Origin of the sequence: Pantoea sp. GABEPS69 (assembly GCF_045780835.1) — a bacterium.
Lineage (GTDB): Bacteria > Pseudomonadota > Gammaproteobacteria > Enterobacterales > Enterobacteriaceae > Pantoea > Pantoea septica.
In genome coordinates, this window is sequence record NZ_CP118619.1 from 425,340 (window position 1) to 446,870 (window position 21,531).

At 58.7% G+C, this 21,531-nt stretch carries 18 protein-coding genes; 6 read left to right on the top strand and 12 right to left on the bottom strand.

Features of this window, described 5'->3' with window-relative positions; genetic code table 11:
• The first annotated feature begins 32 nt into the window (after window positions 1-32).
• The gene (clcA, locus tag PVE98_RS21830) at window positions 33-1,433 is read left to right on the top strand and encodes a H(+)/Cl(-) exchange transporter ClcA (RefSeq protein ID WP_187143695.1); all 1,401 of its coding nucleotides are present in this window, start codon (window positions 33-35) and stop codon (window positions 1,431-1,433) included.
• Here the strand turns inward: clcA and PVE98_RS21835 are convergent.
• Genes PVE98_RS21835 through fdhF form a run of 4 tightly spaced genes read right to left on the bottom strand, consistent with a single transcriptional unit; the run spans window position 1,430 to window position 7,191 of the window.
• Complete coding sequence (locus PVE98_RS21835; RefSeq protein WP_096074233.1) at window positions 1,430-2,374, bottom strand: cytochrome d ubiquinol oxidase subunit II; 945 nt, start codon at window positions 2,372-2,374, stop codon at window positions 1,430-1,432. The two genes, clcA and PVE98_RS21835, sit on opposite strands and share 4 nt — an antisense overlap.
• The gene (locus tag PVE98_RS21840) at window positions 2,371-3,738 is read right to left on the bottom strand and encodes a cytochrome ubiquinol oxidase subunit I (RefSeq protein WP_096074232.1); all 1,368 of its coding nucleotides are present in this window, start codon (window positions 3,736-3,738) and stop codon (window positions 2,371-2,373) included. The genes PVE98_RS21835 and PVE98_RS21840 overlap by 4 nt, the downstream gene beginning before the upstream one ends.
• Window positions 3,731-4,219 carry a DUF1641 domain-containing protein gene (locus tag PVE98_RS21845; RefSeq protein ID WP_033748956.1) on the bottom strand — a complete coding sequence of 163 codons (489 nt, stop codon included), beginning with the start codon at window positions 4,217-4,219 and terminating at the stop codon, window positions 3,731-3,733. Before PVE98_RS21845 ends, PVE98_RS21840 begins: the two co-directional genes overlap by 8 nt.
• On the bottom strand, window positions 4,219-7,191 hold the full coding sequence (fdhF, locus tag PVE98_RS21850; protein WP_096074231.1) for a formate dehydrogenase subunit alpha: 2,973 nt from the start codon (window positions 7,189-7,191) through the stop codon (window positions 4,219-4,221). Before fdhF ends, PVE98_RS21845 begins: the two co-directional genes overlap by 1 nt.
• Before the next feature lie 343 nt (window positions 7,192-7,534).
• Between fdhF and PVE98_RS21855 the strand changes: the two genes are divergently transcribed.
• Entirely contained in the window at window positions 7,535-8,743 is a 1,209-nt protein-coding gene (locus PVE98_RS21855) for a zinc-dependent alcohol dehydrogenase (protein WP_096074230.1), read from the top strand.
• A gap of 81 nt (window positions 8,744-8,824) precedes the next feature.
• On the opposite strand, the gene PVE98_RS21860 is transcribed toward PVE98_RS21855, so the two are convergent.
• On the bottom strand, window positions 8,825-9,808 hold the full coding sequence (locus PVE98_RS21860; RefSeq protein ID WP_096074229.1) for a GlxA family transcriptional regulator: 984 nt from the start codon (window positions 9,806-9,808) through the stop codon (window positions 8,825-8,827).
• A 113-nt stretch (window positions 9,809-9,921) separates the two neighbouring features.
• Between PVE98_RS21860 and PVE98_RS21865 the strand changes: the two genes are divergently transcribed.
• The 3 genes from PVE98_RS21865 to PVE98_RS21875 all read left to right on the top strand — a co-directional run bounded on the left by PVE98_RS21865 (window position 9,922) and on the right by PVE98_RS21875 (window position 12,205).
• Window positions 9,922-10,563, top strand: coding sequence for an HD domain-containing protein (locus PVE98_RS21865; RefSeq protein ID WP_096074228.1), 642 nt, complete (start codon window positions 9,922-9,924; stop codon window positions 10,561-10,563).
• Between the two features lie 249 nt (window positions 10,564-10,812).
• Window positions 10,813-11,505 carry a hypothetical protein gene (locus tag PVE98_RS21870; protein ID WP_096074227.1) on the top strand — a complete coding sequence of 231 codons (693 nt, stop codon included), beginning with the start codon at window positions 10,813-10,815 and terminating at the stop codon, window positions 11,503-11,505.
• Window positions 11,506-11,725: 220 nt separating this feature from the next.
• On the top strand, window positions 11,726-12,205 hold the full coding sequence (locus tag PVE98_RS21875) for a type VI secretion system tube protein TssD (protein ID WP_096074225.1): 480 nt from the start codon (window positions 11,726-11,728) through the stop codon (window positions 12,203-12,205).
• 142 nt (window positions 12,206-12,347) lie between these two features.
• On the opposite strand, the gene PVE98_RS21880 is transcribed toward PVE98_RS21875, so the two are convergent.
• The 7 genes from PVE98_RS21880 to purB all read right to left on the bottom strand — a co-directional run bounded on the left by PVE98_RS21880 (window position 12,348) and on the right by purB (window position 19,860).
• Window positions 12,348-14,300 carry a methyl-accepting chemotaxis protein gene (locus tag PVE98_RS21880; RefSeq protein ID WP_096074224.1) on the bottom strand — a complete coding sequence of 651 codons (1,953 nt, stop codon included), beginning with the start codon at window positions 14,298-14,300 and terminating at the stop codon, window positions 12,348-12,350.
• Window positions 14,301-14,452: 152 nt separating this feature from the next.
• Window positions 14,453-15,604 (bottom strand): amidohydrolase, encoded by a 1,152-nt coding sequence (locus PVE98_RS21885; protein WP_033748969.1) that lies wholly within the window; start codon window positions 15,602-15,604, stop codon window positions 14,453-14,455.
• Between the two features lie 50 nt (window positions 15,605-15,654).
• Window positions 15,655-16,416 (bottom strand): amino acid ABC transporter ATP-binding protein, encoded by a 762-nt coding sequence (locus tag PVE98_RS21890; RefSeq protein WP_033748971.1) that lies wholly within the window; start codon window positions 16,414-16,416, stop codon window positions 15,655-15,657.
• Window positions 16,417-16,423: 7 nt separating this feature from the next.
• Window positions 16,424-17,095, bottom strand: coding sequence for an amino acid ABC transporter permease (locus PVE98_RS21895; RefSeq protein WP_096074223.1), 672 nt, complete (start codon window positions 17,093-17,095; stop codon window positions 16,424-16,426).
• Between the two features lie 62 nt (window positions 17,096-17,157).
• Window positions 17,158-17,961, bottom strand: coding sequence for an amino acid ABC transporter substrate-binding protein (locus PVE98_RS21900; RefSeq protein WP_407568609.1), 804 nt, complete (start codon window positions 17,959-17,961; stop codon window positions 17,158-17,160).
• 28 nt (window positions 17,962-17,989) lie between these two features.
• A complete protein-coding gene (locus tag PVE98_RS21905) occupies window positions 17,990-18,493 on the bottom strand; it encodes a GNAT family N-acetyltransferase (protein WP_096074222.1) in 504 nt (167 codons plus the stop codon).
• A complete protein-coding gene (purB, locus tag PVE98_RS21910) occupies window positions 18,490-19,860 on the bottom strand; it encodes an adenylosuccinate lyase (RefSeq protein ID WP_033748979.1) in 1,371 nt (456 codons plus the stop codon). The genes PVE98_RS21905 and purB overlap by 4 nt, the downstream gene beginning before the upstream one ends.
• Before the next feature lie 667 nt (window positions 19,861-20,527).
• On the opposite strand from purB, the gene PVE98_RS21915 reads away from it, so the two are divergent.
• Window positions 20,528-21,478 carry a LysR family transcriptional regulator gene (locus tag PVE98_RS21915; RefSeq protein ID WP_096074221.1) on the top strand — a complete coding sequence of 317 codons (951 nt, stop codon included), beginning with the start codon at window positions 20,528-20,530 and terminating at the stop codon, window positions 21,476-21,478.
• Window positions 21,479-21,531: the final 53 nt, after the last annotated feature.

Sequence of the window (21,531 nt, forward strand, 5' to 3'; positions counted from 1 at the left end):
TAAACTTCAGCTCTCCTTTTCTGCAGCAGTGAATGACAGTGAATAACGAAACGCACTCCTCAGTTAACGTTCCTCAGTCGATCCCGGCGCGCAATCGCATGTTCCGGGCGTTGCTTAACCGCGATAAAACCCCTGTCGCGGTGCTTATCTCCGCCGCGCTGGTCGGCGTCATCGTCGGGCTGGTCGGCAGCGCATTCGCCAGCGCGGTCCACTGGGTGCAGCACTGGCGTCTGTCGCTGGCCGATCCGACGCTGCTCAGCGGCTGGAAGCTCTACGCGCTGGCATTTATGCTCTCCGCGCTGCTGGCGATGGTGGGTTATTTTCTCGTGCGCCGCTTTGCGCCGGAAGCCGCAGGCTCCGGCATCCCTGAAATCGAAGGCGCGCTGGAAGAGCTGCGTCCCGTACGCTGGTGGCGCGTTATCCCGGTGAAGTTTTTCGGCGGGATGGGCACGCTGGGCGCGGGCATGGTGCTGGGTCGCGAAGGACCGACGGTGCAGCTTGGCGGCAATATCGGCCGCATGGTGCTCGATCTACTGCGTATTCGCAGCGACGAAGCGCGCCACTCGCTGCTGGCGACCGGCGCGGCGGCGGGGCTGGCGGCTGCTTTTAACGCGCCGCTGGCGGGCATCCTTTTCATCATCGAAGAGATGCGGCCGCAGTTTCGCTACAACCTCATCTCTATCAAGGCGGTCTTCACCGGCGTCATTATGGCGAGCATTGTCTTTCGCCTGATCAATGGCGCGCATCCGGTGATCTCTGTCGGCAAACTGGCGGACGCGCCGGTAGAGACGCTGTGGCTCTATCTGGTGCTGGGTATGCTGTTCGGTATGGTGGGCGTCTTGCTTAACCGGTTGATTTTTCTCTGTCAGGATGCCTTCGCCCGCCTCTATGCCGGCCGGATCTGGCGCGCGGTCGCCATCGGCGGCGCGCTCGGCGGCGGCTGCGGTCTGCTGGCGCTGTGGTTCGCGCCGGGCACAGGCGGCGGGTTCGAGCTGATCCCGCAGGCGACCGGCGGCCACTACACCTTCGGCGTGCTGCTGGTGATCTTTGCGGTGCGATTGTTCACCACGCTGCTCTGCTTCAGCTCTGGTGCGCCAGGCGGCATTTTCGCGCCGATGCTGGCGCTGGGCACCGTGCTGGGCACCGCCTTCGGCGTGCTGATGGCGGATCTTTTCCCGCTCTACCATTTGCAGCCCGCCACCTTCGCCATTGCCGGCATGGGCGCGCTGCTGGCCGCGTCGGTGCGCGCGCCGCTGACCGGCATCGTGCTGGTGCTGGAGATGACCGATAATTATCAGCTGATCCTGCCAATGATCGTCACCGGACTGGGCGCGACGCTGCTGGCGCAGTTCCTCGGCGGCAAGCCGCTCTACTCGTCTATTCTGGCCCGCACCCTGGCGCGGCAGCAGCAAACGGAGAGCGGCAAGGCCTAGCGCACTTTGCCGCGAAATACCCAAAACGCCCAGCTGTGATAGAGCAGCGTCAGCGGCATCACGATGGCGGCGCCGATCAGCACAAAGCGCTGCGTCGTAGGCGAAGCGGCGCTGCGGTGCAGATCGTGCTGGTACGGAATAAGCCAGGGATAAAATCCGCAGGCGACGCCCGTGAACACCGCAGCAATCAACCACAGCGTTAATGCCAGCTGCCATGTTGGGCGACCACGCCACAGCGCCAGCAGCTGAGCCAGCCAAAAGATGAAAATCAGCGTAATGGCGATCTTACCCGGCCAGCGCTGCCAGCTTGCCGACCAGATATCGCCGTTAAGCAGCAGCACCGAGAGAAAAATCACCAGCGACAGCATCCAGAACAGCCAGGCCAGGATGCTGGCCCGCTCGTCCGTATCCTCGCCGACGCGCCAGCGGATCCAGCAGCAGCCGAGCAACAGATAGATCACCACCAGTCCCACGCCGCACAGCAGCGGCGTCAGGGCGAAGCCGGCTTCCAGCCCGCGCTGCGGATCGGCGCTAAACACGACGCCCGCGCACCAGCCCTGCAGAAACGCTGCCAGCGCCGAGCTGGCGCACATCAGGCGATCCAGCCAGTGGCGGAATGCTTCGTCTGCCTGCGCCCGATACTCCAGCGCCAGACCGCGCACAAACAGCGCCAGCACCATGGCGAAGACCGGCGCGCACAGGGTGCTGAACAGCTGGCTGTAAGCCTGAGGAAAAAGCGCGAACATCCCGCCCGCCAGCAGCACCAGCCAAGTTTCATTAGCGTCCCAGACAGGCAGCAGCGTATTGATCATCCGTTTACGCTGCGACTCCTGGTGAAACGCCAGCAGCAGCATGCCGACGCCCAGATCGGTGCCGTCGAGCAGCACATAAATCAGCATAGAGAGCAGCAGCATCAGGGCGGCAAGGTCGGCGATAGTCATGGCGCTGTCCTGATCTCTTGCGTGACAACGTCACCCCCTGGCTTCAGCGGCGCAGACACCATGCGTATCAGATAGCGCAGCCCCAGCGCGAAGCTGAGGCCGTAAACCACGACGATAGCCATAAGCACCGCTATGGTCGTAGAGAGCGACAGTGGTGAGAGGCTGTCGGCGGTGCGCAGCATGCCGTAAACCGTCCAGGGCTGACGCCCGATTTCCGTTACCAGCCAGCCCGCCAGCATAGCGATAAAACCTGCGGGGGAGAGCCATACCAGCATACGCAGCAGGCGGCGCGAAGTGGTCAGTCTTCCGCGCCAGTGCTGTACGTTCGCCACCAGGCTGGCGAGCAGCATCACCACGCCCAGCCCCACCATCAGGCGAAAAGCGAAAAAAACCGGCGCGACCGGCGGCAGAGTCTGCGCATCGAATTCACTCAGGCTTTTGATGTGTCCAGAGAGATTATGGCGCAGATAGAGCGAGGCGATATCGGGGATCGCCAGCTCCAGCTTGTTGCGCTGCGCCTGCTGGTCAGGCCAGGCGAACAGCCGCAGCGGCTCGCCCTCGTTCGCCGCAGGCGGATGCCAGCTGCCTTCTATCGCCGCCAGCTTGGCGGGCTGGTGCGCCAGCGTATTCTCGCCATGCAGATCGCCGACCACCACCTGGAGCGGCACCGCCACCAGCGTGAACGTAAGCGCGGCCGTCAGCATGCGCCGCGCCGCCTGCTCCTGAGCATCAAGCAGTAAACGGCGCGCCGCCACGCCCGCGATCATAAAGGCCACGGCAATCAGCGAGGCCAGCAGCATATGGCTAAAGCGAAAGGGAAACGACGGCGCAGAGAGCACCATCGCCCAGCTTTCCGGCTGAAAGCGCCCGCTCTCGTCAAGCGTAAAGCCCACCGGCGTTTGCAGCCAGGAGTTGGCGGCCAGGATCCAGAAGGCGCTCAGCAAGGCGCCGAGCGTGACAAAGCAGGTGACGATAAAATGAACGCCCGGCTTGATTTTTCCCATGCCGAACAGCATCACGCCGGTTAGCCCCGACTCGAGAAAAAAAGCCACCAGCACTTCATAAAACAGCAGCGGGCCAATGACGCCGCCAACTTTTTGCGACAGTCCGGCCCAGTGGGTGCCGAACTGCACCTCCATCACCACGCCGGATACCGCGCCGATCGCCACCGTCAGGGCAAAGATTTTCAGCCACAGCAGCAACGCCTCGCGCGCGCCCGGCTGCTTTCCCCACAGCCAGCGCGCTTCAAACCAGAGCAGAAACGGCGCCAGCCCCAGCGTCAGCGCCGCCAGGGTGATATGCATACCCATCGTCAGGGCGAACTGGCCGCGCGACAGCAGCAGCACCCATTCCGCGTCACTCATTGCTCGGCTTTCCGCTGTAGCGGGTGATCGGCTTCTCCTCCTCGCGCTGCATGCCGGCGGAAAAAGCCTCCAGCGCGGCGAACAGCGGCCGCAGTCCCTGCCACAGTTTTTCGTCGCTCAGCAGATGCAGCACGCCGCGCAGGCCTGGCGCAGCGTGGCCCTCCTGCTGCGTGGCGTCGCTGGCGGGCTTCATCGCCATCGCGGCGTCGCGCAGCGCCAGCAGAATATGGTTGAGCCGCTCCGGCGGAATAGTGCTCAGCGTCATCAGGATCAGCGATATATTCTGCAGCGCGCTCTGCGTGCCTGGCCGGTTCAGGCCGGCAACCAGAATTTTGCCGATATCGTTGTTGGCCTTGATGGCGTCGTTCGCCAGCCGCAGAAAACCGTGCTCATGCAGATTTTCCACCAGTTCGTCCATCGCTTCCTGCGCGGTTTTTTCGGTGCGCGTCGGCGGTACGGTATAGGACAGTCGTTCTGCCATTAGAATTTCTCCGGGTGTTCAACGTGTTCAGGCGGCTCGACATAACCTTCCTGCTGCCATTTCTGCTCAATGGGCAGATGATCCAGCGGCGTGCGCTGGCCGTGGCGGAAATTATGGCGCGGAATCGGATTCGGCTGCGGCGTGCGCGCCAGTTTTGTCATATTGACGGCAATCTCTTTGTAGGCCGGGGTGTTGACGTCGGGATCGTGATGCTCGCCCGTCAGGCCGTTGACGCCCGGCTTGCCGTGATGGATCGGGATAAAGAGCACGTTGCCCGCCACGCGATCGGTCACCACCACCGGTACCTCCACCGTGCCGCGCCGCGATGTCAGCGTGACCCACTCGCCCTCTTGCAGTCCGCGCGCCTGCGCCAGCTGCGGCGAAATCTCGACAAACCAGTTAGGCGAGAGCGACATCATGCGGCCGCCCTGGCCCGTTTGATTGGTGGACTGGAAGTGTTCCAGCATGCGGCCGTTATCCAGCATCAGATCGTATTCGGCATCCGCCTCTTCCATTGGCCGCTGCCACTCCAGTGGGTAGAGCCGCGCCTTGCCGTCGGGGAACTTGAATTTTTCGGTATAGAGCAGCGGCGTGCTCTCGCCGTCCGGCGTCACCGGCCAGATCTGCGACTGCCAGCCCACCAGCCGCTCGTAGCTGACGCCGGCGAAGATCTCCGCGATGCCGGCCGCTTCCGCCATAATCGCGCCCGGGTTGGGGTAGTTCCAGTGATGGCCCAGCCGTGCAGCCAGCTCGGTGAAAATCCACCAGTCAGGGCGGCTATCGCCCAGTGGATCCATCGCCGGCGAGAAGTGCTGGATGCGGCGCTCGGTGTTGACGAAGGTGCCCTCTTTCTCCACGCTCGGGCAGCCCGGCAGCACCACGTCGGCGAACTCGGCGGTGCGGCTCATGAAAATATCCTGTACCACCATAAAATCGAGGCGGCTGAAAGCTTCATGCACTTTGGTGGAGTCCGCATCGGAGAAAGCGGTCTCTTCGCCGGTGATATACATGGCGCGCAGTTTTCCTTCGTGCGCGTGCTGCACCATCATAAAATTGTCCGCGCCGGGCTGGTCGGAAAGCGCCTCCGGGTTGACGCCCCAGGCGCGCGCCCATTTTTCACGTATCAATGGATCAGAGACTTTTTCATAACCGGGATAGATGTTGCTGAGGCAGCCAAAATCGCTCGCGCCCTGTACGTTGTTGTGGCCGCGCATCGGATAGCCGCCGGTGCCTGGACGCCCGTAGTTGCCGGTCACCAGCAGCAGATTCGACAGCGCCGTGCTGGTGTCCGCGCCGTGGCTGTGCTGGGTAATGCCCATCGCCCACAGCAGGCAGACGCTGCCCGCCTGGCCGATCATCTCCGCCGCCGTGGTAAGCTCTTCCACGCTCAGGCCAGTGACTTCGCTGGCGAAGTCCAGGGTAAAGGGCGCCAGCGACGCGCGATACTCCTCGACCTGATTGACGCGCTGCGCCAGAAATGCCTCGTCGGCATAACCGTGATCGAACATATATTTCGCCATCGCCGAGGCCCACACCATATCGGTGCCCGGCTTGATGCGCAGGAACTGGTCGGCGCGCTCGGCCATCTCATGTTTGCGCGGATCCACCACCAGCAGCTTCTGCCCGCGATGCTTGTGGCTCTGCTTGATGTGCGAGGCGATAACCGGATGGTTCTCCGCCAGGTTGCTGCCGACGGTGATTATCAGATCGGTTTTCTGCAGGTCGCGAATGGTGCCCGCGTCGCCGCCGTAACCCACGGTGCGAAACAGTCCTTCGGTCGCCGGGTTCTGACAGTAGCGCGACGAGTTATCGACGTTATTAGTGCCGAAAATCAGGCGGGCAATTTTCTGCGTCAGGTAGGCCTCTTCGTTGCTGGCCTTGCTGGAACCGATAAAGCCGATAGCGTCGCCGCCGTACTGACGCGCCACGTCGCGCAGCCCCTGCGCCACGCGATCCAGCGCTTCATCCCAGCTGGCTGGACGGAAGCGGCCGTTTTCGCGGATCAGCGGCGTGGTCAGGCGCTCCGGGCTGTTAACGAAGTCCCAGCCGAATTTGCCTTTTACACAGGTGGAAATGCCGTTGGCGGGCGCATCCGCGACCGGCTGCACCTTCAGGATATGCCGATCGCGCGTCCAGATTTCGAAGCTGCAACCCACGCCGCAGTAGGTGCAGACCGTTTTGGTGCGCTTAATTTCCGCCTGACGCAGCGCGTCATCGATCAGCGAGATGCCGGTGATCGGCTCCATGCCGATGCTGTTCTCCAGCGATTTGACGAAGTCGATCATCGGACGTTTCAGTCCTTCATCCATTGCGGTAAAGGGTCCCGCGTCGGGCTGCATGGTCTTCTCCAGCAGCGCGTTGCAGGGACAGACCGTCACGCAGTGGCCGCAGCTGACGCAGCTCGATCCGGCGATCTGGGTGCCGCCGTCCCACAGTACGCGCGGATGCTCCTGGGTGTAATCGATGCTCAGCGTCTCATTCACCTCGACGTTCTGACACGCCTCGACGCAGCGTCCGCAGAGAATGCACTGGTCGGGATCGTAGGTGTAAAAGGGATTCGAGTGATCCTTGCTGGTGGGCTTGCGCTGGTAGGGGTAATACTGAATCGGGATATGCATATCCGCGACGGTGTTATGCAGCGTACAGTCGCCGGTGTTGTGCTCGCAAACCGTACAGTAAAGCTCGTGGCGATTCAGGATGCGGTCCATCCCTTCCTGCTGCGCGGCGCGCGGCCACTCCCCTTCGCTGTTGATTTCCAGTCCCTGGAAAGTGCGCAGCGTACAGCCGCGCACCTTTTCCCCGTTGGCTTCCACCCAGCAGACATCACAGCTCTCCAGCGGCTGCAGCGCCGGGTGGTAACAAACGTGAGGTAATTTTTTTCCCTGCTCGGAGAGAAAGTCGATCAAGGGCTGATTAACGGCGCCCACCAGGGGTTCGCCATTATAAATAATGGTACAGGTTTTCTCTGACATTTAACGCCTCGTTCTCGACATTGCAATTGGCTTCTGCCAGCGTGCTTTTTGTTTGTTATGTAAAGTTATGTCTTCAGCTTAGCGACTATTACATTGCCTGCCATTTAACGGCTTCGTTTATTAACCACAGCCTGGTGAAAATAGCCGCATTTAATCTTGGGTTTACTTATAAAAAGCCAGATATTTCAGCGAGGTATATTTATTTATGAGAGAGATCCCAAAAAGTGTTAAACATTGCTAACCGTCGCGCTTATTTATCTGTCGCGCAGGATTTCTGACGCTTTCTATACTTTTTAGTCTGACTTGTTTCCAGCAAACGACATATATGCGACAGAGGTGAATAATGAAGGCACTAGTCTGGCACGGCGTGGGAAATATCCAGCTGGATAACGTTCCCGATCCGCAAATCGAACAACCGGGCGATGCCGTCATTCGTATTACCGCCTCGGCGATCTGCGGCACGGATCTGCATTTTATTCGCGGCACCTTTAGCGATATGCAGCCCGGCACCATTCTTGGCCACGAGGCGGTCGGCATCGTTGAACAGGTAGGCGACGAGGTGCGCAACTTCAGTCCGGGCGATCGCGTGGTGGTTTGCTCTACCGTCTCCTGCGGCGTTTGTCCTCCCTGCCGCGCCGGGCATACCGCACAGTGCGACAACGCTAATCCCAACGGCCCTGAGGCGGGCACCTGCTTTTTCGGCGGCCCCAAAGCCACCGGCCCGGTAAATGGTTTGCAGGCAGAGAAAGCACGCATTCCTTACGCCGCCAATACGCTGGTAAAAATTCCTGACGGGGTGACCGACGATCAGGCCATCCTGATCAGCGATATCTTTCCTACCGCCTGGTTCGGCGCCGAGTTAGCCGATATCACGCGCGGCGATATCGTAGTGGTGTTCGGCTGCGGACCGGTCGGGCAGTTCGCCATCGCCAGCGCCCTGCTGATGGGCGCGGCGCGGGTAATTGCGGTGGACTGTCATGAAGATCGACTGGCGATGGCGCGCCAGCAGGGCGCGTTCCCGGTTAACTTCGAACGCGAAGATCCGGTGGAGGCGATCAAAATGCTGACCGGCGGCACCGGCGCCGACTGCGCCATCGACGCGGTAGGCGTTGACAGTCAGCACGCTCACCACGGCCCGGCCAGCGAGGAGGCCGAAGAGAAAGCGGAGAAATTCAGCGAAGAAGTGGCGCAGGTGGCGCCTGAAACCCATCCGCAGAATGGCAACTGGGTGCCGGGCGATGCGCCAACCCAGGCGCTGGAGTGGGCGATCGCGGGCGTGAAAAAGGCGGGTCGCATCAGCATCATTGGCGTTTACCCTCCCGCGGCGGAGATCTTCCCCATCGGCAAAGCGATGAACAAGAACCTGACCCTGAAGATGGGCAACTGCAACCACCATACTCATATCCCCTATCTGCTGGAGCTGACGCGCAGCGGCGTTATCGATCCTGCCAAAGTGCTGACCAAAGTCGAGCCGATTGAGGATGTGATTAAGGCTTATGAGGCGTTCGACAAGCGCGAACCCGGCTGGATTAAAGTAGAGCTGGAGACCTGAACAGCCAGTGGGTCACTTTTGTGCTGCATTTAAGCTCTGACTACGCCCCGCTCGGGGCGTTTTTCGTTTAACTGGCACGGGTTATTCTCGGCACGGCACGGCGGACGACTGCAAAAACAGGCGTCGATACACCGCCGGCGTCATGCCGGTGCGCCTGGCAAAAGCGCGGCGCATGACATCGCCGCTGCGGTAGCCGCACGCTGCCGGAATCGCCTTGAGCGGCAGCCGTCCCGCTTCCAGCAGTTCGCGCGCCTTCTCAATACGGGCATCCTCCAGCCAGCTTCCCGGCTGCATATCCAGCTCCTGACGGAACAGACGTCCAAGATGACGCACGCTGAGATCGATATGCGCCGCCAGATCCTGCACGCCGCCAATCTTTGGCAAATGGGCCAGCGCCCAGCGCTGCAGCTCCTGCAGCGCGGCGCGGCCGCTGAGCGATACGCTGTCGCGCCGGGCGAAGTGGCCCTGATTGACCGGCCGCCGGAAAAACATCACCAGATTCGCCGCTACCTCTTCCGCCACCTCGCGACCCAAATCCTCCTCCACCAGCCGCAGTGCCAGATCCAGCCCGGCGGTCACGCCCGCCGAGGTGCGCAGCGGCCCGTCCGAGACACAGAGCGCGTCCGGCTCGACCCGCGCCTCGGGGCAGCGCTGCGCCAGCAGATCGGCGCAGGCCCAGTGCGTCGTCACGCGCCGCTGGCGTAGCAGGCCGGTTTGCGCCAGCAGCAGCGCACCGCTGCAAACGGAGCCGTAGCGCTGGCTGCGCGCGCAGATCGCGCTCAGCTGCGCGCACTGCGCCTCGTTTAAATAGCGCTGTTGCGCATCCGGCGCGCCCGCCACCAGCAGCGTATCGATCGGATGGCGACCCGCCTCGTGCAGCAGGAAATCGGCGCTAAGCCGCACGCCGGAAGAGGCGGTAATGGCGCTGTCATCCGCCGCCATCACGCGCAGGCTGTAAAACGGGCGCCGCAGCGCGCGATTCGCCTCGGCGAAGACGTCGAGCGGGCCGGAAACGTCAAGCAGCTGCACGCCGGGCAGCGCGAACAGGGTAACGGAATGAGACATGATTACGGGGTGTCCTGAACTGCTGTTATGTCCTGAATCATCGTTATAAGGCAATTTGAGACAGCGATCATCCGTTTTATGCTCACTGGCAGCTAACCCAACGGAGAATCCTGATGAGCTTTCATATAAACGGTATTGCCATTCCTGATACACAGCTCGCCCGCGACGCTACCGCTTTTATCCGCGACAGCGAATCCGATTTGCTGTTTCACCACTCCAGCCGCGTTTACTACTGGGGCGCACTGGCGGGCCAGCAGCGCGAGCTGAAGTTCGATCGCGAACTGCTCTATGTCGGCTGCATGTTTCACGATATCGGCCTGACGCAGGAGCACTGCAGCTGTGACAAACGGTTCGAGGTAGACGGCGCAAACGCGGCGAAAGCCTTCCTGGCCGGTTACGGCATTGCGCAAAGCGATATCGACAAGGTCTGGACGGCGATAGCCCTGCACACGACGCCCGGCATTCCTGAATTTATGGCGGCGGAGATTGCGCTGGTGACCGCAGGCGTTGAAATGGACGTGCTGGGCATCCGCTACGACGAGTTTAGCGACGAGGCGCGCGAGGCGGTGGTAAGCCAGCATCCGCGCAGCGCCGCGTTTAAAGAGGAGATTATTCAGGCCTTCTATGATGGCATTCAACACAAACCGCAGACCACCTTCGGCAACGTCAAGGCGGATGTGATCGCAGACAAGGAGCCTGGCTTCGCGCCGCTTAATTTTTGCAGCATTATTCGGCAGTCGCGCTGGCCAGGCTAAGTGGCGGTACTAAAAAAGCAGCCTCACGGCTGCTTTTTTTACGCTTACGGAGGCATGAAGGTCAGCCCTTTTCAGCCCTTACGTTGAAAAAGAGCGTCGACCACCATAAGGAACAATTTCGCTGTTTACATATCAACCTAAAAGACCTTATATTTAGTATGGTAATATGGTTACCCTCCTTGTTTTGACGTGAAGCCTGGAGCTAAGGGATGGTTAACTCAGGAGTTCCACAGCCAAAAGGAGAGGGCTATGTATTACAAAGACGACATTATCAGTTATTTGCAATCTAATAATATTCTTGCTTTAAAACTCGACCATGCAATAACAGGTGTTCGCCATGCCATTTTAGATCAGATAGATACGATTGGAGCAGGTGCAAGACGCGCTCTTTATTACACGTCCTGTTTTACTGAAGAATATTACGATGTATGTGAAAACCAGAGAAATGAGGATTATCGATTTACTCTGGCCGTATTACGCCTTTTACAGCACGAAGATATTATTAGCGAGATGCTGAGAATTTATTTCCAAGAAATATTTAGATATAAGACTAACGATCAATTACAACATATTAAAACCTTATTAATGGATGTTAATATTCATATTGCTTCAAGTTCTCTAACAGCTACTGGTTTTGCACTAGCAACGGCATCTGCCGCCGTTGCAGGCATGAATATGAATGTTGAGCTGAGCGCATCAGTGGGAGGCCGCGCGTCTGGTATTATTAACGGCATCGGAATTTATGGTATCATCCAGAAAGCGGCGAATAGCGCAAGCCGCCTTAAATTTACCAATCCAGTCTATTACTCTGCTTTATATAGTCAGGATTTAGAGATGATGTATTTTTTGATAGAACCACTTTTCGAACGTGTTAACGGCATTATAGTACAAGGCATCTCAGATCCTGAAGTTGCCAATATCATTTCAGGGATGATTCGCTAATGCTTCGGCAGTTTATCTCTAGAGTTCTTTACAGAACTTTCAGATCGTTACTATCCTTATACGGCCCATCATTGTTAACTATAACATTTGCATTATTGCAAATTTGGCTATTTCCCAATGCACCACTCTGGCCTATCCCTCTATTTTTCTTCAGTGTCATTTTTTTGTTTAAATGGTGACATTCATGGAAATCATTATCGTAAAATTTTAAGGAAAAAATATGTCTACTCCCGCACACCTCTGGCTTGAAGATGAAAACGGATCGCCTGTTATTGGTGGTTGTACAATGCCACAGCGCTTAGGCTCTATCGAATTAAAGTCTTTCTCTCACGGCGTAACTATTCCGGTTGATCCCAACAGGGGTAAATTAACGGGAACGCGCATTCATCGACCGATTACTATAGTCAAAGAATTTGATAATACTACTCCGATTCTTTATCGCGCCGTATGTGAAGGTCGCCCAATGAAGAAAGCGACGATTAAAATGTATCGTATTCTGGAAGCGGGTATAGAAGCCGAATATTTCAATATCATTTTGGAAAATGTAAAAATCACTACCGTTTCGCCCTACCTTGCACCTAACGGCATGAGCAGCACCCATCTGGAAACGCTGGAAATGCGCTATGAAGCTATTACATGGAAATATGTCGACGGGAATGTTATTTACCGCGACACATGGAATGAGCGAGCGATGGCCTGAAGATGATTTCTAAACCGCGCCCGACCTCCTGGCGTGTCGTGGCGGTTGAACGTCATCCTCTCGCTGTCGCAATTAGTCAGGGCCTGAACCAGCTGAGGTACGTATAAAAAAAGCAGCCCTCAGGCTGCTTTTGCATATGGGCTTAAGCAGGCTGCCCCTCCAGCCGGAACTGTTCGACCGACTGCGCCAGCAGAGAGGAGTGATCCTCCATCGCGCTGGCGGCGGCGGAAATCTCCTGCACCAGCGCGGCGTTCTGCTGTGTCACGCTGTCCATCTCGTTGACCGCCACGGAAACCTGGCTAATGCCGCGGCTCTGCTCGTCGGAAGCGGTGGCAATCTCGTCGATAATCGCCTGCACCGAGGTCACCGCCTGGGTGATCTCCTGCATGGTGTCGCCCGCATGACGCACCAGGCTAACGCCGCTGTCAACGCGCTGCGTCGACTCTTCGATCAGCGAGGCGATATCTTTTACCGCCGCGGCGCTGCGCTGCGCCAGATTGCGCACCTCAGACGCCACCACGGCGAAACCGCGGCCCTGCTCGCCGGCGCGCGCCGCTTCTACCGCCGCGTTAAGCGCAAGGATATTGGTCTGAAACGCAATGCTGTTGATGATGGCGGTGATATCGCCGATCTTGCGCGCGCTGTCGTTGATTTGCGCCATGGTCTGCACCACCTCGCCCACCAGCGCCTCGCCTTTGCGCGCGGTCTGAGAGGCATTTTCCGTCAGCGACGTCGCCTGATGCGCATTGGCGGCGTTGTGTTTCACCGTCGCCGTTAGTTGTTCCATGCTGGCGGCGGTCTCCTCCAGCGCGGCGGCCTGCTGCTCGGTGCGCGACGCCAGGTTGATATTGCCTTTGGCGATCTCCTCCGCGCCGTCGCGCACCGAGGCGCTGGTCTCTTTAATATGGCCGACCATCGCAATCAACCGCGCCTGCATGGTATGCAGCGCATAGAACAGGCTGCTCTGATCGCCCGCCTTCAGCGGAATGCGGGTATTGAGCTGTCCATCCGCTACCGCCAGCGCAAAGGCGGCCGCATCGGCGGGTTCACCGCCCAGCGGACGCAGCACGATGCGGCTGAAGACCACACCCAGCAGCAGGCTCACCAGCACAATACTTGCCAGCATCATCCACAGGGCATTGTGTAGCTGCTGACGCGCGGCGCTCATCACTAAGTCCAGCGGCGCGGCAACGCCCAGATACCAGACGTTGCTGCTGTTGCCGATAGCAATCGGCTGCCAGGTCATCAGCGATTTTTCGCCGAGCAGCGCATCCTCCTGCTCTGTCACCGCGGTGGTCAGGTGGTTTTTGTCGCCCTTCCACTGCTGGTTATTTTGCGCTTTATCGGGCGAAGAGACGATCTTACCGCCGCTGGAGAGCAGCATAGCGTAGCCCGCGCCCTGCCAGGGTTTGATCTCATTTACCCGCTGCTGCAGCTTCGCCAGCGAAATATCGGAAGTAACCACGCCCCAGAGTTTGCCGCGATCGATAATCGGTGTAGTGATCGATGTCAGCAGCGTCGGCACGCCGTTATAGGCATAGCTGTAGGGTTCGGTCGGAAAGTCCTTGCGCGTACGCTGCGGCACCAGATAGTAATCTCCCTGGCCGGGCGTCAGATAGGAGGTCAGGGGATGCATTTTATAATTGCCCGCCTGATCGACATCGACAAACCAGGCGTAACGCCCTTCCGGCGCCTGGCCGCTCTGCGCGGCGAACTCGGCGTCGCGTCCGTCGAAAACATCTTTTTCCAGGATAACGGAAATGGAGAGGTAGTCAGGGTTGCTGCGCAGCGCATATTCAGCCAGCTTGTCGGCGACGTGGCGATCGTGCACGCCGGCATCCGGCAGCGCGATGATACTTTGCCCCAGACTCTGCGCCACATCGCGCGCATGGTTAAGGCTTTGCTCTACTTCCAGCGCCTTGCTGCGCGCAATCTGTTGCAGATATTCTTCCGCCAGCGTGCGCTGCGCCTGGCCCGACTGCCAGCTCAGCACGCCGATAGTGACGGCGAAGCCGGTGGCGATGGTCAGCGCGCCGGTCAGCAGCATCATGGCGCGGGTACTTAATCTCTTTTTCGGAACGCGATCCGCTTTCATTATTGGTTTCCCCACTTTTCGGATACAGGCGAATAAAACAGCAGCGCTGTTAAAAACCTTATCGGCGTGGGCGATTGAAACTTAAGCAGCTAAACGCGGGAATGCGGGGCAAGAGGGCGAACGCGCAGGCGTTCACCCCGGATAGAAAAGAATCAAGCCAGCTTATTCAAGGCGTTAACCGCCAGCTGCGCCAGATACTGCGCGGTCGGGAAAAGCGCTTTATCGTCAACGCGGAACTTCGGGTGGTGCAGCGCCCAGGGCCCGCCGGAGCCGACCATCATAAAGGTGCCGGGGATCTTCTGCTGATAGAAGGCGAAGTCTTCGCCAATAGGGCTGGCGTCGATGCGGCGCGCCTCGAAACCGACGTCGCTCGCCTGCTCCAGCGCAAAATCGACCCACTCCGCGGTATTCACCACCGAAGGCGGGCCGGCGTGCCACAGGAACTCGATTTGCGCGCCGAACGCGGCGGCGAGCCCGTCCAGTAGCGCCCGGAAACGCTGCTCGATCAACGCGCGCGCCTCGCTGCTAAAGGTGCGCACCGTGCCCTCCAGATATGCAGTATCGGGGATCACGTTCCAGGTGCTGCCGCTGTGGATCTGCGTGATCGAGACCACGGCGTTCTGATCTGACGGCACGTTGCGGCTGATCAGCGTCTGCACCGCGCTAATAATTTGCCCCACGATAATAATGGGATCGTTGCCCTCATGCGGTTTCGCCGCGTGCGCGCCTTTGGCCGCCACCTTGATTTCAAAGCGATCGACCCCTGCCGTCAGCGCGCCCTCTTTGCCGCCCACCACGCCCACTGGCAAAGTCGGATCGTTATGAATGCCGAAAATCACCGCGGCCTCGTCCAGCGCGCCGGTGGCGATCAGGTCGGGGGCGCCCAGACCGGTCTCTTCGGCTGCCTGGAACAGGATGCGCACGCGCCCTTTCAGCGAGGCCGCCTGCTGCTGCAGCAGAATGGCTGCGCCCAGCGCAGCAGAGGTGTGAAAATCGTGACCGCAGGCGTGCATCACGCCCGCGTTCTCAGAGGCGAAGTCGACGCCCGACTCCTCTTCAATTGGCAGCGCGTCGATATCGGAGCGTACCACCACCAGCGGCCCCGCCGCCTCGCCAACCTCGGCCACCAGACCGGTTTTCAGCGGCAGATCGAGGATGCGGATGCCCGCCGCGGTCAGGGCCGCGCGGATTTTTTTAGTGGTTTCGAACTCCTGATTCGACAGTTCGGGAAAACGGTGCATGTCGTGGCGAAACGCCTGGATCTGGCTGGCAAGCGCCCGATCCTGCTCGCGGATCTCTTTCATATTATTTCCTTCCAGTGCGACGGCCTGCGGCAAAGTATGCGGCGGCACGCTTAAATATTGAAATCATCATTCGTGTCGATGTTAGTCATCTGGCGCAAAAAGCGGCGCGTTACCGGGTTGTCGGAGAAACTGATTACCTGTTCCGCCGGGCCCTGCTCGACGATATGGCCATCCGCCATAAAGATGACGCGATCGGCCACCTCTTTGGCGAACTGCATCTCGTGCGTGACGATGACCATAGTGGTCTTTTGCTGCGCCAGGCTCTTCATCACCTGCAGCACCTCGTGCACGCGCTCGGGGTCGAGCGCGGAGGTCGGCTCGTCGAACAGAATGGCGCGCGGCTTAACCGCCAGCGCGCGCGCAATGCTGACACGCTGCTGCTGACCGCCGGAAAGGGTGATCGGATACTGATGCGCCTGCGGCGCCATACCGACCAGCTCCAGCAGCTGCATGCCGGTCTCGCTGGCCTGCGCTTTCGGCATCTTCTTCACCATGATCAAACCTTCGGTGATGTTCTCCAGCGCGGTTTTGTTGCGAAACAGGCTGTAGTTCTGGAACACCATGGCGGTCTGCCCGCGCAGCGCATGCTCTTCTTTCGCGCTGTAGCTGGCGGTGTCGAGCGCCACGTCGCCAATCTGGATCACGCCGGACTCCGGCTTTTCCAGTAAGTTGAGGCAGCGCAGCAGGGTCGACTTGCCGGAGCCGGAGGGCCCGATAATCGCCACCACTTCGCCTTCGCCGATAGTCAGGCTGATATCGTCCAGCACCACCTTGTCGCCGAAACGTTTATTGAGCTGTTTTACACTGATCATAAGAGCCTTAGCGTTGCAGTGAGTGACTGAGTTTTTTCTCCAGCAGCGCCTGCAGGCGGGCGTAACCGATAATCACCAGCCAGTAAATCAGACCTACTACGAGGAAGGTTTCAAAGTAGCGCAGCGACTCCGCCGCGATCATTTTGCCTTCGGCAAACATCTCCGAAACGCCCAGCGCAAAGGCGACCGAGGTATCTTTGATCAGCGAGATAAAGGTGTTGCCGGTGGCGGGTAGCGCATTGAGCAGCGCCTGCGGCAGAATGATGCGGCGATAGATTTGCGCCCGACGCATACCGATAGAGAGCCCCGCTTCCATCTGCGTGGGATCCACCGACGCCAGACCCGCGCGGTAGATCTCCGCCATATAGGCTGAGGTCTTCAGGCTGAAGCCGATAATCGCGGCGGTGGTGGCGGACATGCCGGTCAGCGCCGGGAAGAGCTGCGGCAGGCCGAAGTAGATAATAAACAGCTGCACCAGCGACGGCATGCCGCGAAACAGCGAAATATAGAGCTCGACCAGCTTGCTCACCAGCATGGATTTGCTGTTGCGCAGCAGCGACAGCCCCAGGCCGATCACCATGGCGCACGCCATCGACACCACCGCCAGCATCAGGGTAACCGGCAGATAGCTGAGGATTTGCGGCGAAATTTTCAGCAGGTAATTAAAATCGAAATTCATAAAAAGCCCTTAACGACGTTTGCCACCCGGCGGTGGCAAACGTTGACAAGTAAACGCCAGGATTAGTGAGACGGCTGCGCGGTGATATCTTCGCCGAAGTATTTTTCCGAGATCGCTTTCAGGCGGCCATCTTTACGCATCGCATCGACCTCTTTGTCGAACGCGGCGCGCAGCTTGTCGCCCTTCTCATCTTTGTGGAACGGAAAGCCGACCGACTCGATTACCAGCGGCTGGCCGACAAACTTCAGCGGCAGCCCTTTCTGGTTGATCTCCGCCAGCAGAATCGGTCCGGAGTTGACGTAGCCCTGTACGCGATTGTTGATGGCGTCGTTCATTGCGCCGTCGCGGCTCTCGTAGGTGCGGATGGTTACGCCGTTATCGCCGAAGGCTTTTTTCAGGTTGACCAGGTGGTTAGAACCCAGAACGCCGGCGATGGTTTTGCCGCGCAGGTCGTCCAGCGTGTTGATATCGGCGTTGCTTTTGTTGGTGACGATCTGACTGCCGTAATAGCTGTAAGGGGTGGAGAAGTTATATTTCGCCTGGCGCGCCGGGGTGATCGCCACCACGTTAGCCACCGTATCGAGCTTGCCGCCCTCCAGCTGGCCCATCAGGCCGCTGAAGTCAGAGGTGACCCACTCGATTTTGTAGTTCAGATCTTTAGCGATCGCTTCGGTGACCTCGACGTCGAATCCGGTCAGCTTGCCATCTTTCTTAAACGCGCCGGGAAAGCTCAGACCGGTCGCGCCGACGCGGATAGTGGATGCGTCGGAGCCGCCTTGGGCCGATTTGTCGCTGTTGTCGCAGGCGCTAAGCAGTGAGGCCGCCATTACGACGGACAGTGCGATTAACCCTTTTTTCATGGTGATCTCCCTGGTTTCTTATCTGCAGCCGCGCTTAGCGGGCGTGCGGTGAATGAAGGTTTTTTTGCATGTAAACGGTGATGTGGCCTTTGCCGAGGTCTTTTTTGCTGACCTTCTCAAACCCCATCGCCTCGTAAAGCTGAATTAGCCACGGATGGCTCTCGGCGGTGCCAAGAGAATAGGCCGGCGCGCGCAGCTGATCGCGCAACACCGCCTGCTCCAGCCAGTCCAGCATCTTCACGCCCAGCCGCTGTCCGCGATAGTGCGGCGCGGTGGCGAACCAGCCGATATGCGGCAGCCCGAACGGGCCAGGCAGCGGCCCCCAGGGATAGCGCAGCGTGACCGACGCCACCAGTTCGCTGTCGCGGAACATGCCGTAGACGCCGTGAGCGGCGAGATGGCGCTGCATCTGCGCCGCATCGGCCGTAGCGGCATCGAATTTAATGCCCAGATCGCGCGCGGACGCATAGGCCGCATGCACCAGCGCGTAATAGGCCGCGGTATCGGCCTCGGTCAGCTGGCGGAAGCTGTCGCTCATGCCCGCATCTCCAGCAGACCCGACGCCTGCGCGGCGGCGAGCACCTCATCCACCTTGCGCGGCGCCGAACCGAGATAGTTCACCGGATCGAGCCAGCGGTTCAGTTCGTCGTCGCTAATGCTGTTGTCCATCTGCGGATGGGCGCGCAGCGTCTCTTTGAAGTCGCGCTGCTGTTCCCAGGCGTGCATGGCGCACTCGTACACCAGGTGGTGCGCGGTCTGCTTGCCCATCTTTTTACCCAGTTCGAACATCACTTTTTCCGACAGCAGCAAACCGCCCTGCATATCGAGATTACGGCGCATGCGCGCTTCGTTCACCGTCATGCCGCGCAGAATGGCGATGGCGTTTTGCAGCTGCGCCGAGAGGTAAATGCAGATTTCCGGCAGCGCGATCCACTCGGCGCGCCAGCTCATGGCGTCGCGCTCGTGCTCGACATGCATCGATTCATAAATCAGCGCGGCGCTTTTCAGCACCGGTGCGGTCAGGCTGGCCAGCCCTTCCAGCGCGGCGGGGTTGCGCTTGTGCGGCATGGTGGTCGAGCCGATCTTGCCGGCGGAGAACGGCTCCTCAATCTCGTTGATCTCGGTGCGCATCAGGTTGTAAAGCTCGTTGCCGATTTTGCCCAGCGTACCGCTGATCAGCACCGCCACGGAGGCGAACTCCGAGAAGCGGTCGCGCGCCGACTGCCAGCCGATATTCGGCGTCGCCAGCCCGAGAATATCGAGCGTGCGCTTTTCCACTTCCGGGCCTGACGGGCCAAAGGAGGCGTAGGTAGAGATGGCGCCGTTGATGTTGCCCGTGAGCGTGCGCGATTTGATCTCGTTAAGGCGGGTCAGATGGCGCAGGAACTCATCCAGCCAGACGGCCACTTTGAAGCCGAAGGTAGTCGGGAGTGCCTGCATGCCGTGAGTGCGGCCCACCATCGGGGTATGCTGATAGCGCCTGGCGACGACTGCGAGTTCATTCGCCAGCTGGGTCGCGTCGCGCTGAATAATGGCGAACGCGTCGCGCAACTGCAGTACGGTTGCGGTGTCGACGATATCCTGGGTAGTAGCGCCGTAGTGGATAAACTCGCCCGCCTCGCCGCACTGTTTTTGCAGCGCAATCAGCGTCGGCATCAGGGAGTGTTTCATCTGCGCGCCCTGCTGGGCGATTTCGTCGATATTCAGCTTCGACGGATCGGCGCGTTCGACAATGGTTTTTGCCGCCTGCGCCGGAATGACGTCAAGTTCGCCTTCCGCCTGCGCCAGCGCAACCTCGACCTGCACCTGCTGCCGCAGTCGGTTTTGCTCCGACCAGACGTCGCGCATTTCTGGTGTACCAAAATTGTTGCCAATTAAAAGAAAATCAATAATATGTGACGCCATCGTTTTGTCACTTATGTTGTTTTTACAGAGCCTTAAAATAACACCTCTAAACGGGCCTGGCCGATAATGGAAAGGCATATGTTATAGCGGTAAGTTATAACTCTGTGGCAAAAGCTTCTCTTCTCACGGCTCTGCGCAATAGAGGGCAAACTAGCCTTAGCCCTTGCCAGACAAGGAAAGCACGTGGTGTTAACCTGAGGCATGTAAACAGTAATCGATTTTCTTATTGCGTTTTTGTTATAAGAAGAGAGCCTGGCGCCGCTCTTTTCAGAAAAGTTGCATTTCCCTTAATAATCATCCGGAAACAGGGGTTGATGCTGATTATCCTTTATCATGCGGCCTTCCATTCTGCAGCCTCTCACGCACTGGGTGACGTAACCAACACCAGCCTATATCTACCCTAATGAGTGGCAATGAGCCAGAGGCTTGCCGAGTCTGTTTGTACTCCAGCGCGGGCGGCGGAGCCTTTTCGTCGCCTCGATGGACGCAACTCTCCGCGCTCAGGCGCGGTACAAATAGCTGCATCGCTGCAAACGCCCGCAGCCGCTTATCGGTAGCAGGCGTTTTGTTTCAACCGCACGTTGTTACCAGCAACAGAGTAACTGTTCAATACAGGTTCCGTTTTATATGATTCACAAACCTGAATCTTTGATGAACAGATGCCTTTATGGAACAGATTACGATTGAACGCCTGACGGGCCTGATTGCATTTACGCGTGCGGCATCGCTCGGCAGTTTTTCTGCCGCCTCTAAAGCGTTGGGTATTTCTCCTTCAGCCGTCAGTAAAAGTATTGCGCGGCTTGAGAAGCAGATGAGCCTGACGCTTTTTACCCGCACCACGCGCTCTTTACATCTGACGCAGGAAGGCCGGGTGCTGTATGAAAAGGCGCTCCAGCTGCTACAAGAAGCTGAAAATATTCAGCAGGCTGTCATCTCTACCCGAAGCCGTCCTTCTGGCCTGCTGCGAGTAACGGCGCCCTGGCCCATTGCCGTGCATATACTGGCCCCAGCGTTACCCGCCTTTCATGAACGCTATCCCGATATTTTTGTCGATATTCGTAGCAGCGATCAGGTCAGCGATATGGCGGCGGAAGGCATCGATATCGCCCTCCGGGTAGGGAGTATTCCAGATTCCCGCCTGATTGCTCGTCGGCTAGGTCATCATCGCGTCTGCGCTTTTGCTTCGCCCTCCTATCTCAACCGCAAAGGTATGCCCTCGCATCCTGACGAATTAAAGGATCACGACTGCGTTAATTTTCGGTTCCAAAGTACCGGGCAGGTATTTCGCTGGGCATTCAGTATCAAAGATGAAATTGAGGAGTACCCGGTCAACGCCTGGATGATGGCGGACGCGAGCGAAATCGTATCTGGCGTAATCGCGGCAGGCGGCGGCATTGGATTTTTACCTACCTATATGAGCGCCCATCACGTCAGAAATGGCGTTTTGGTACCTGTGCTGCCGGCATACGCCTTCAATCGTGCCTGGATCACAGCGCTATGGCCTGAGAGCCGCCGTAACAGCCTTAACGTACGGGCATTTATCGATATGTTAAGCGAGGTGTTTGCGTCGCCAACCGCCTGGGAACAGGAACTGATGGCCGTGAAAGAACCAATCTGAATCTCTGCCTGGGTGCGAGCCTAAATCTACAACCTGATTTGTTCCATAATGGC

Bases quoted from the DNA above. Each gene is read 5' to 3' on its own strand.
- PVE98_RS21890 (WP_033748971.1), bottom strand. From the start codon at position 16,416: ATGATCAGTGTAAAACAGCTCAATAAACGTTTCGGCGACAAGGTGGTG.
- PVE98_RS21895 (WP_096074223.1), bottom strand. From the start codon at position 17,095: ATGAATTTCGATTTTAATTACCTGCTGAAAATTTCGCCGCAAATCCTC.
- PVE98_RS21880 (WP_096074224.1), bottom strand. From the start codon at position 14,300: ATGAAAGCGGATCGCGTTCCGAAAAAGAGATTAAGTACCCGCGCCATG.
- PVE98_RS21840 (WP_096074232.1), bottom strand. From the start codon at position 3,738: ATGAGTGACGCGGAATGGGTGCTGCTGCTGTCGCGCGGCCAGTTCGCC.
- purB (WP_033748979.1), bottom strand. From the start codon at position 19,860: ATGGCGTCACATATTATTGATTTTCTTTTAATTGGCAACAATTTTGGT.
- PVE98_RS21835 (WP_096074233.1), bottom strand. From the start codon at position 2,374: ATGACTATCGCCGACCTTGCCGCCCTGATGCTGCTGCTCTCTATGCTG.
- PVE98_RS21865 (WP_096074228.1), top strand. From the start codon at position 9,922: ATGAGCTTTCATATAAACGGTATTGCCATTCCTGATACACAGCTCGCC.
- PVE98_RS21855 (WP_096074230.1), top strand. From the start codon at position 7,535: ATGAAGGCACTAGTCTGGCACGGCGTGGGAAATATCCAGCTGGATAAC.
- clcA (WP_187143695.1), top strand. From the start codon at position 33: ATGACAGTGAATAACGAAACGCACTCCTCAGTTAACGTTCCTCAGTCG.
- PVE98_RS21870 (WP_096074227.1), top strand. From the start codon at position 10,813: ATGTATTACAAAGACGACATTATCAGTTATTTGCAATCTAATAATATT.
- PVE98_RS21915 (WP_096074221.1), top strand. From the start codon at position 20,528: ATGGAACAGATTACGATTGAACGCCTGACGGGCCTGATTGCATTTACG.
- PVE98_RS21845 (WP_033748956.1), bottom strand. From the start codon at position 4,219: ATGGCAGAACGACTGTCCTATACCGTACCGCCGACGCGCACCGAAAAA.
- PVE98_RS21905 (WP_096074222.1), bottom strand. From the start codon at position 18,493: ATGAGCGACAGCTTCCGCCAGCTGACCGAGGCCGATACCGCGGCCTAT.
- PVE98_RS21885 (WP_033748969.1), bottom strand. From the start codon at position 15,604: ATGAAAGAGATCCGCGAGCAGGATCGGGCGCTTGCCAGCCAGATCCAG.
- PVE98_RS21860 (WP_096074229.1), bottom strand. From the start codon at position 9,808: ATGTCTCATTCCGTTACCCTGTTCGCGCTGCCCGGCGTGCAGCTGCTT.
- fdhF (WP_096074231.1), bottom strand. From the start codon at position 7,191: ATGTCAGAGAAAACCTGTACCATTATTTATAATGGCGAACCCCTGGTG.
- PVE98_RS21875 (WP_096074225.1), top strand. From the start codon at position 11,726: ATGTCTACTCCCGCACACCTCTGGCTTGAAGATGAAAACGGATCGCCT.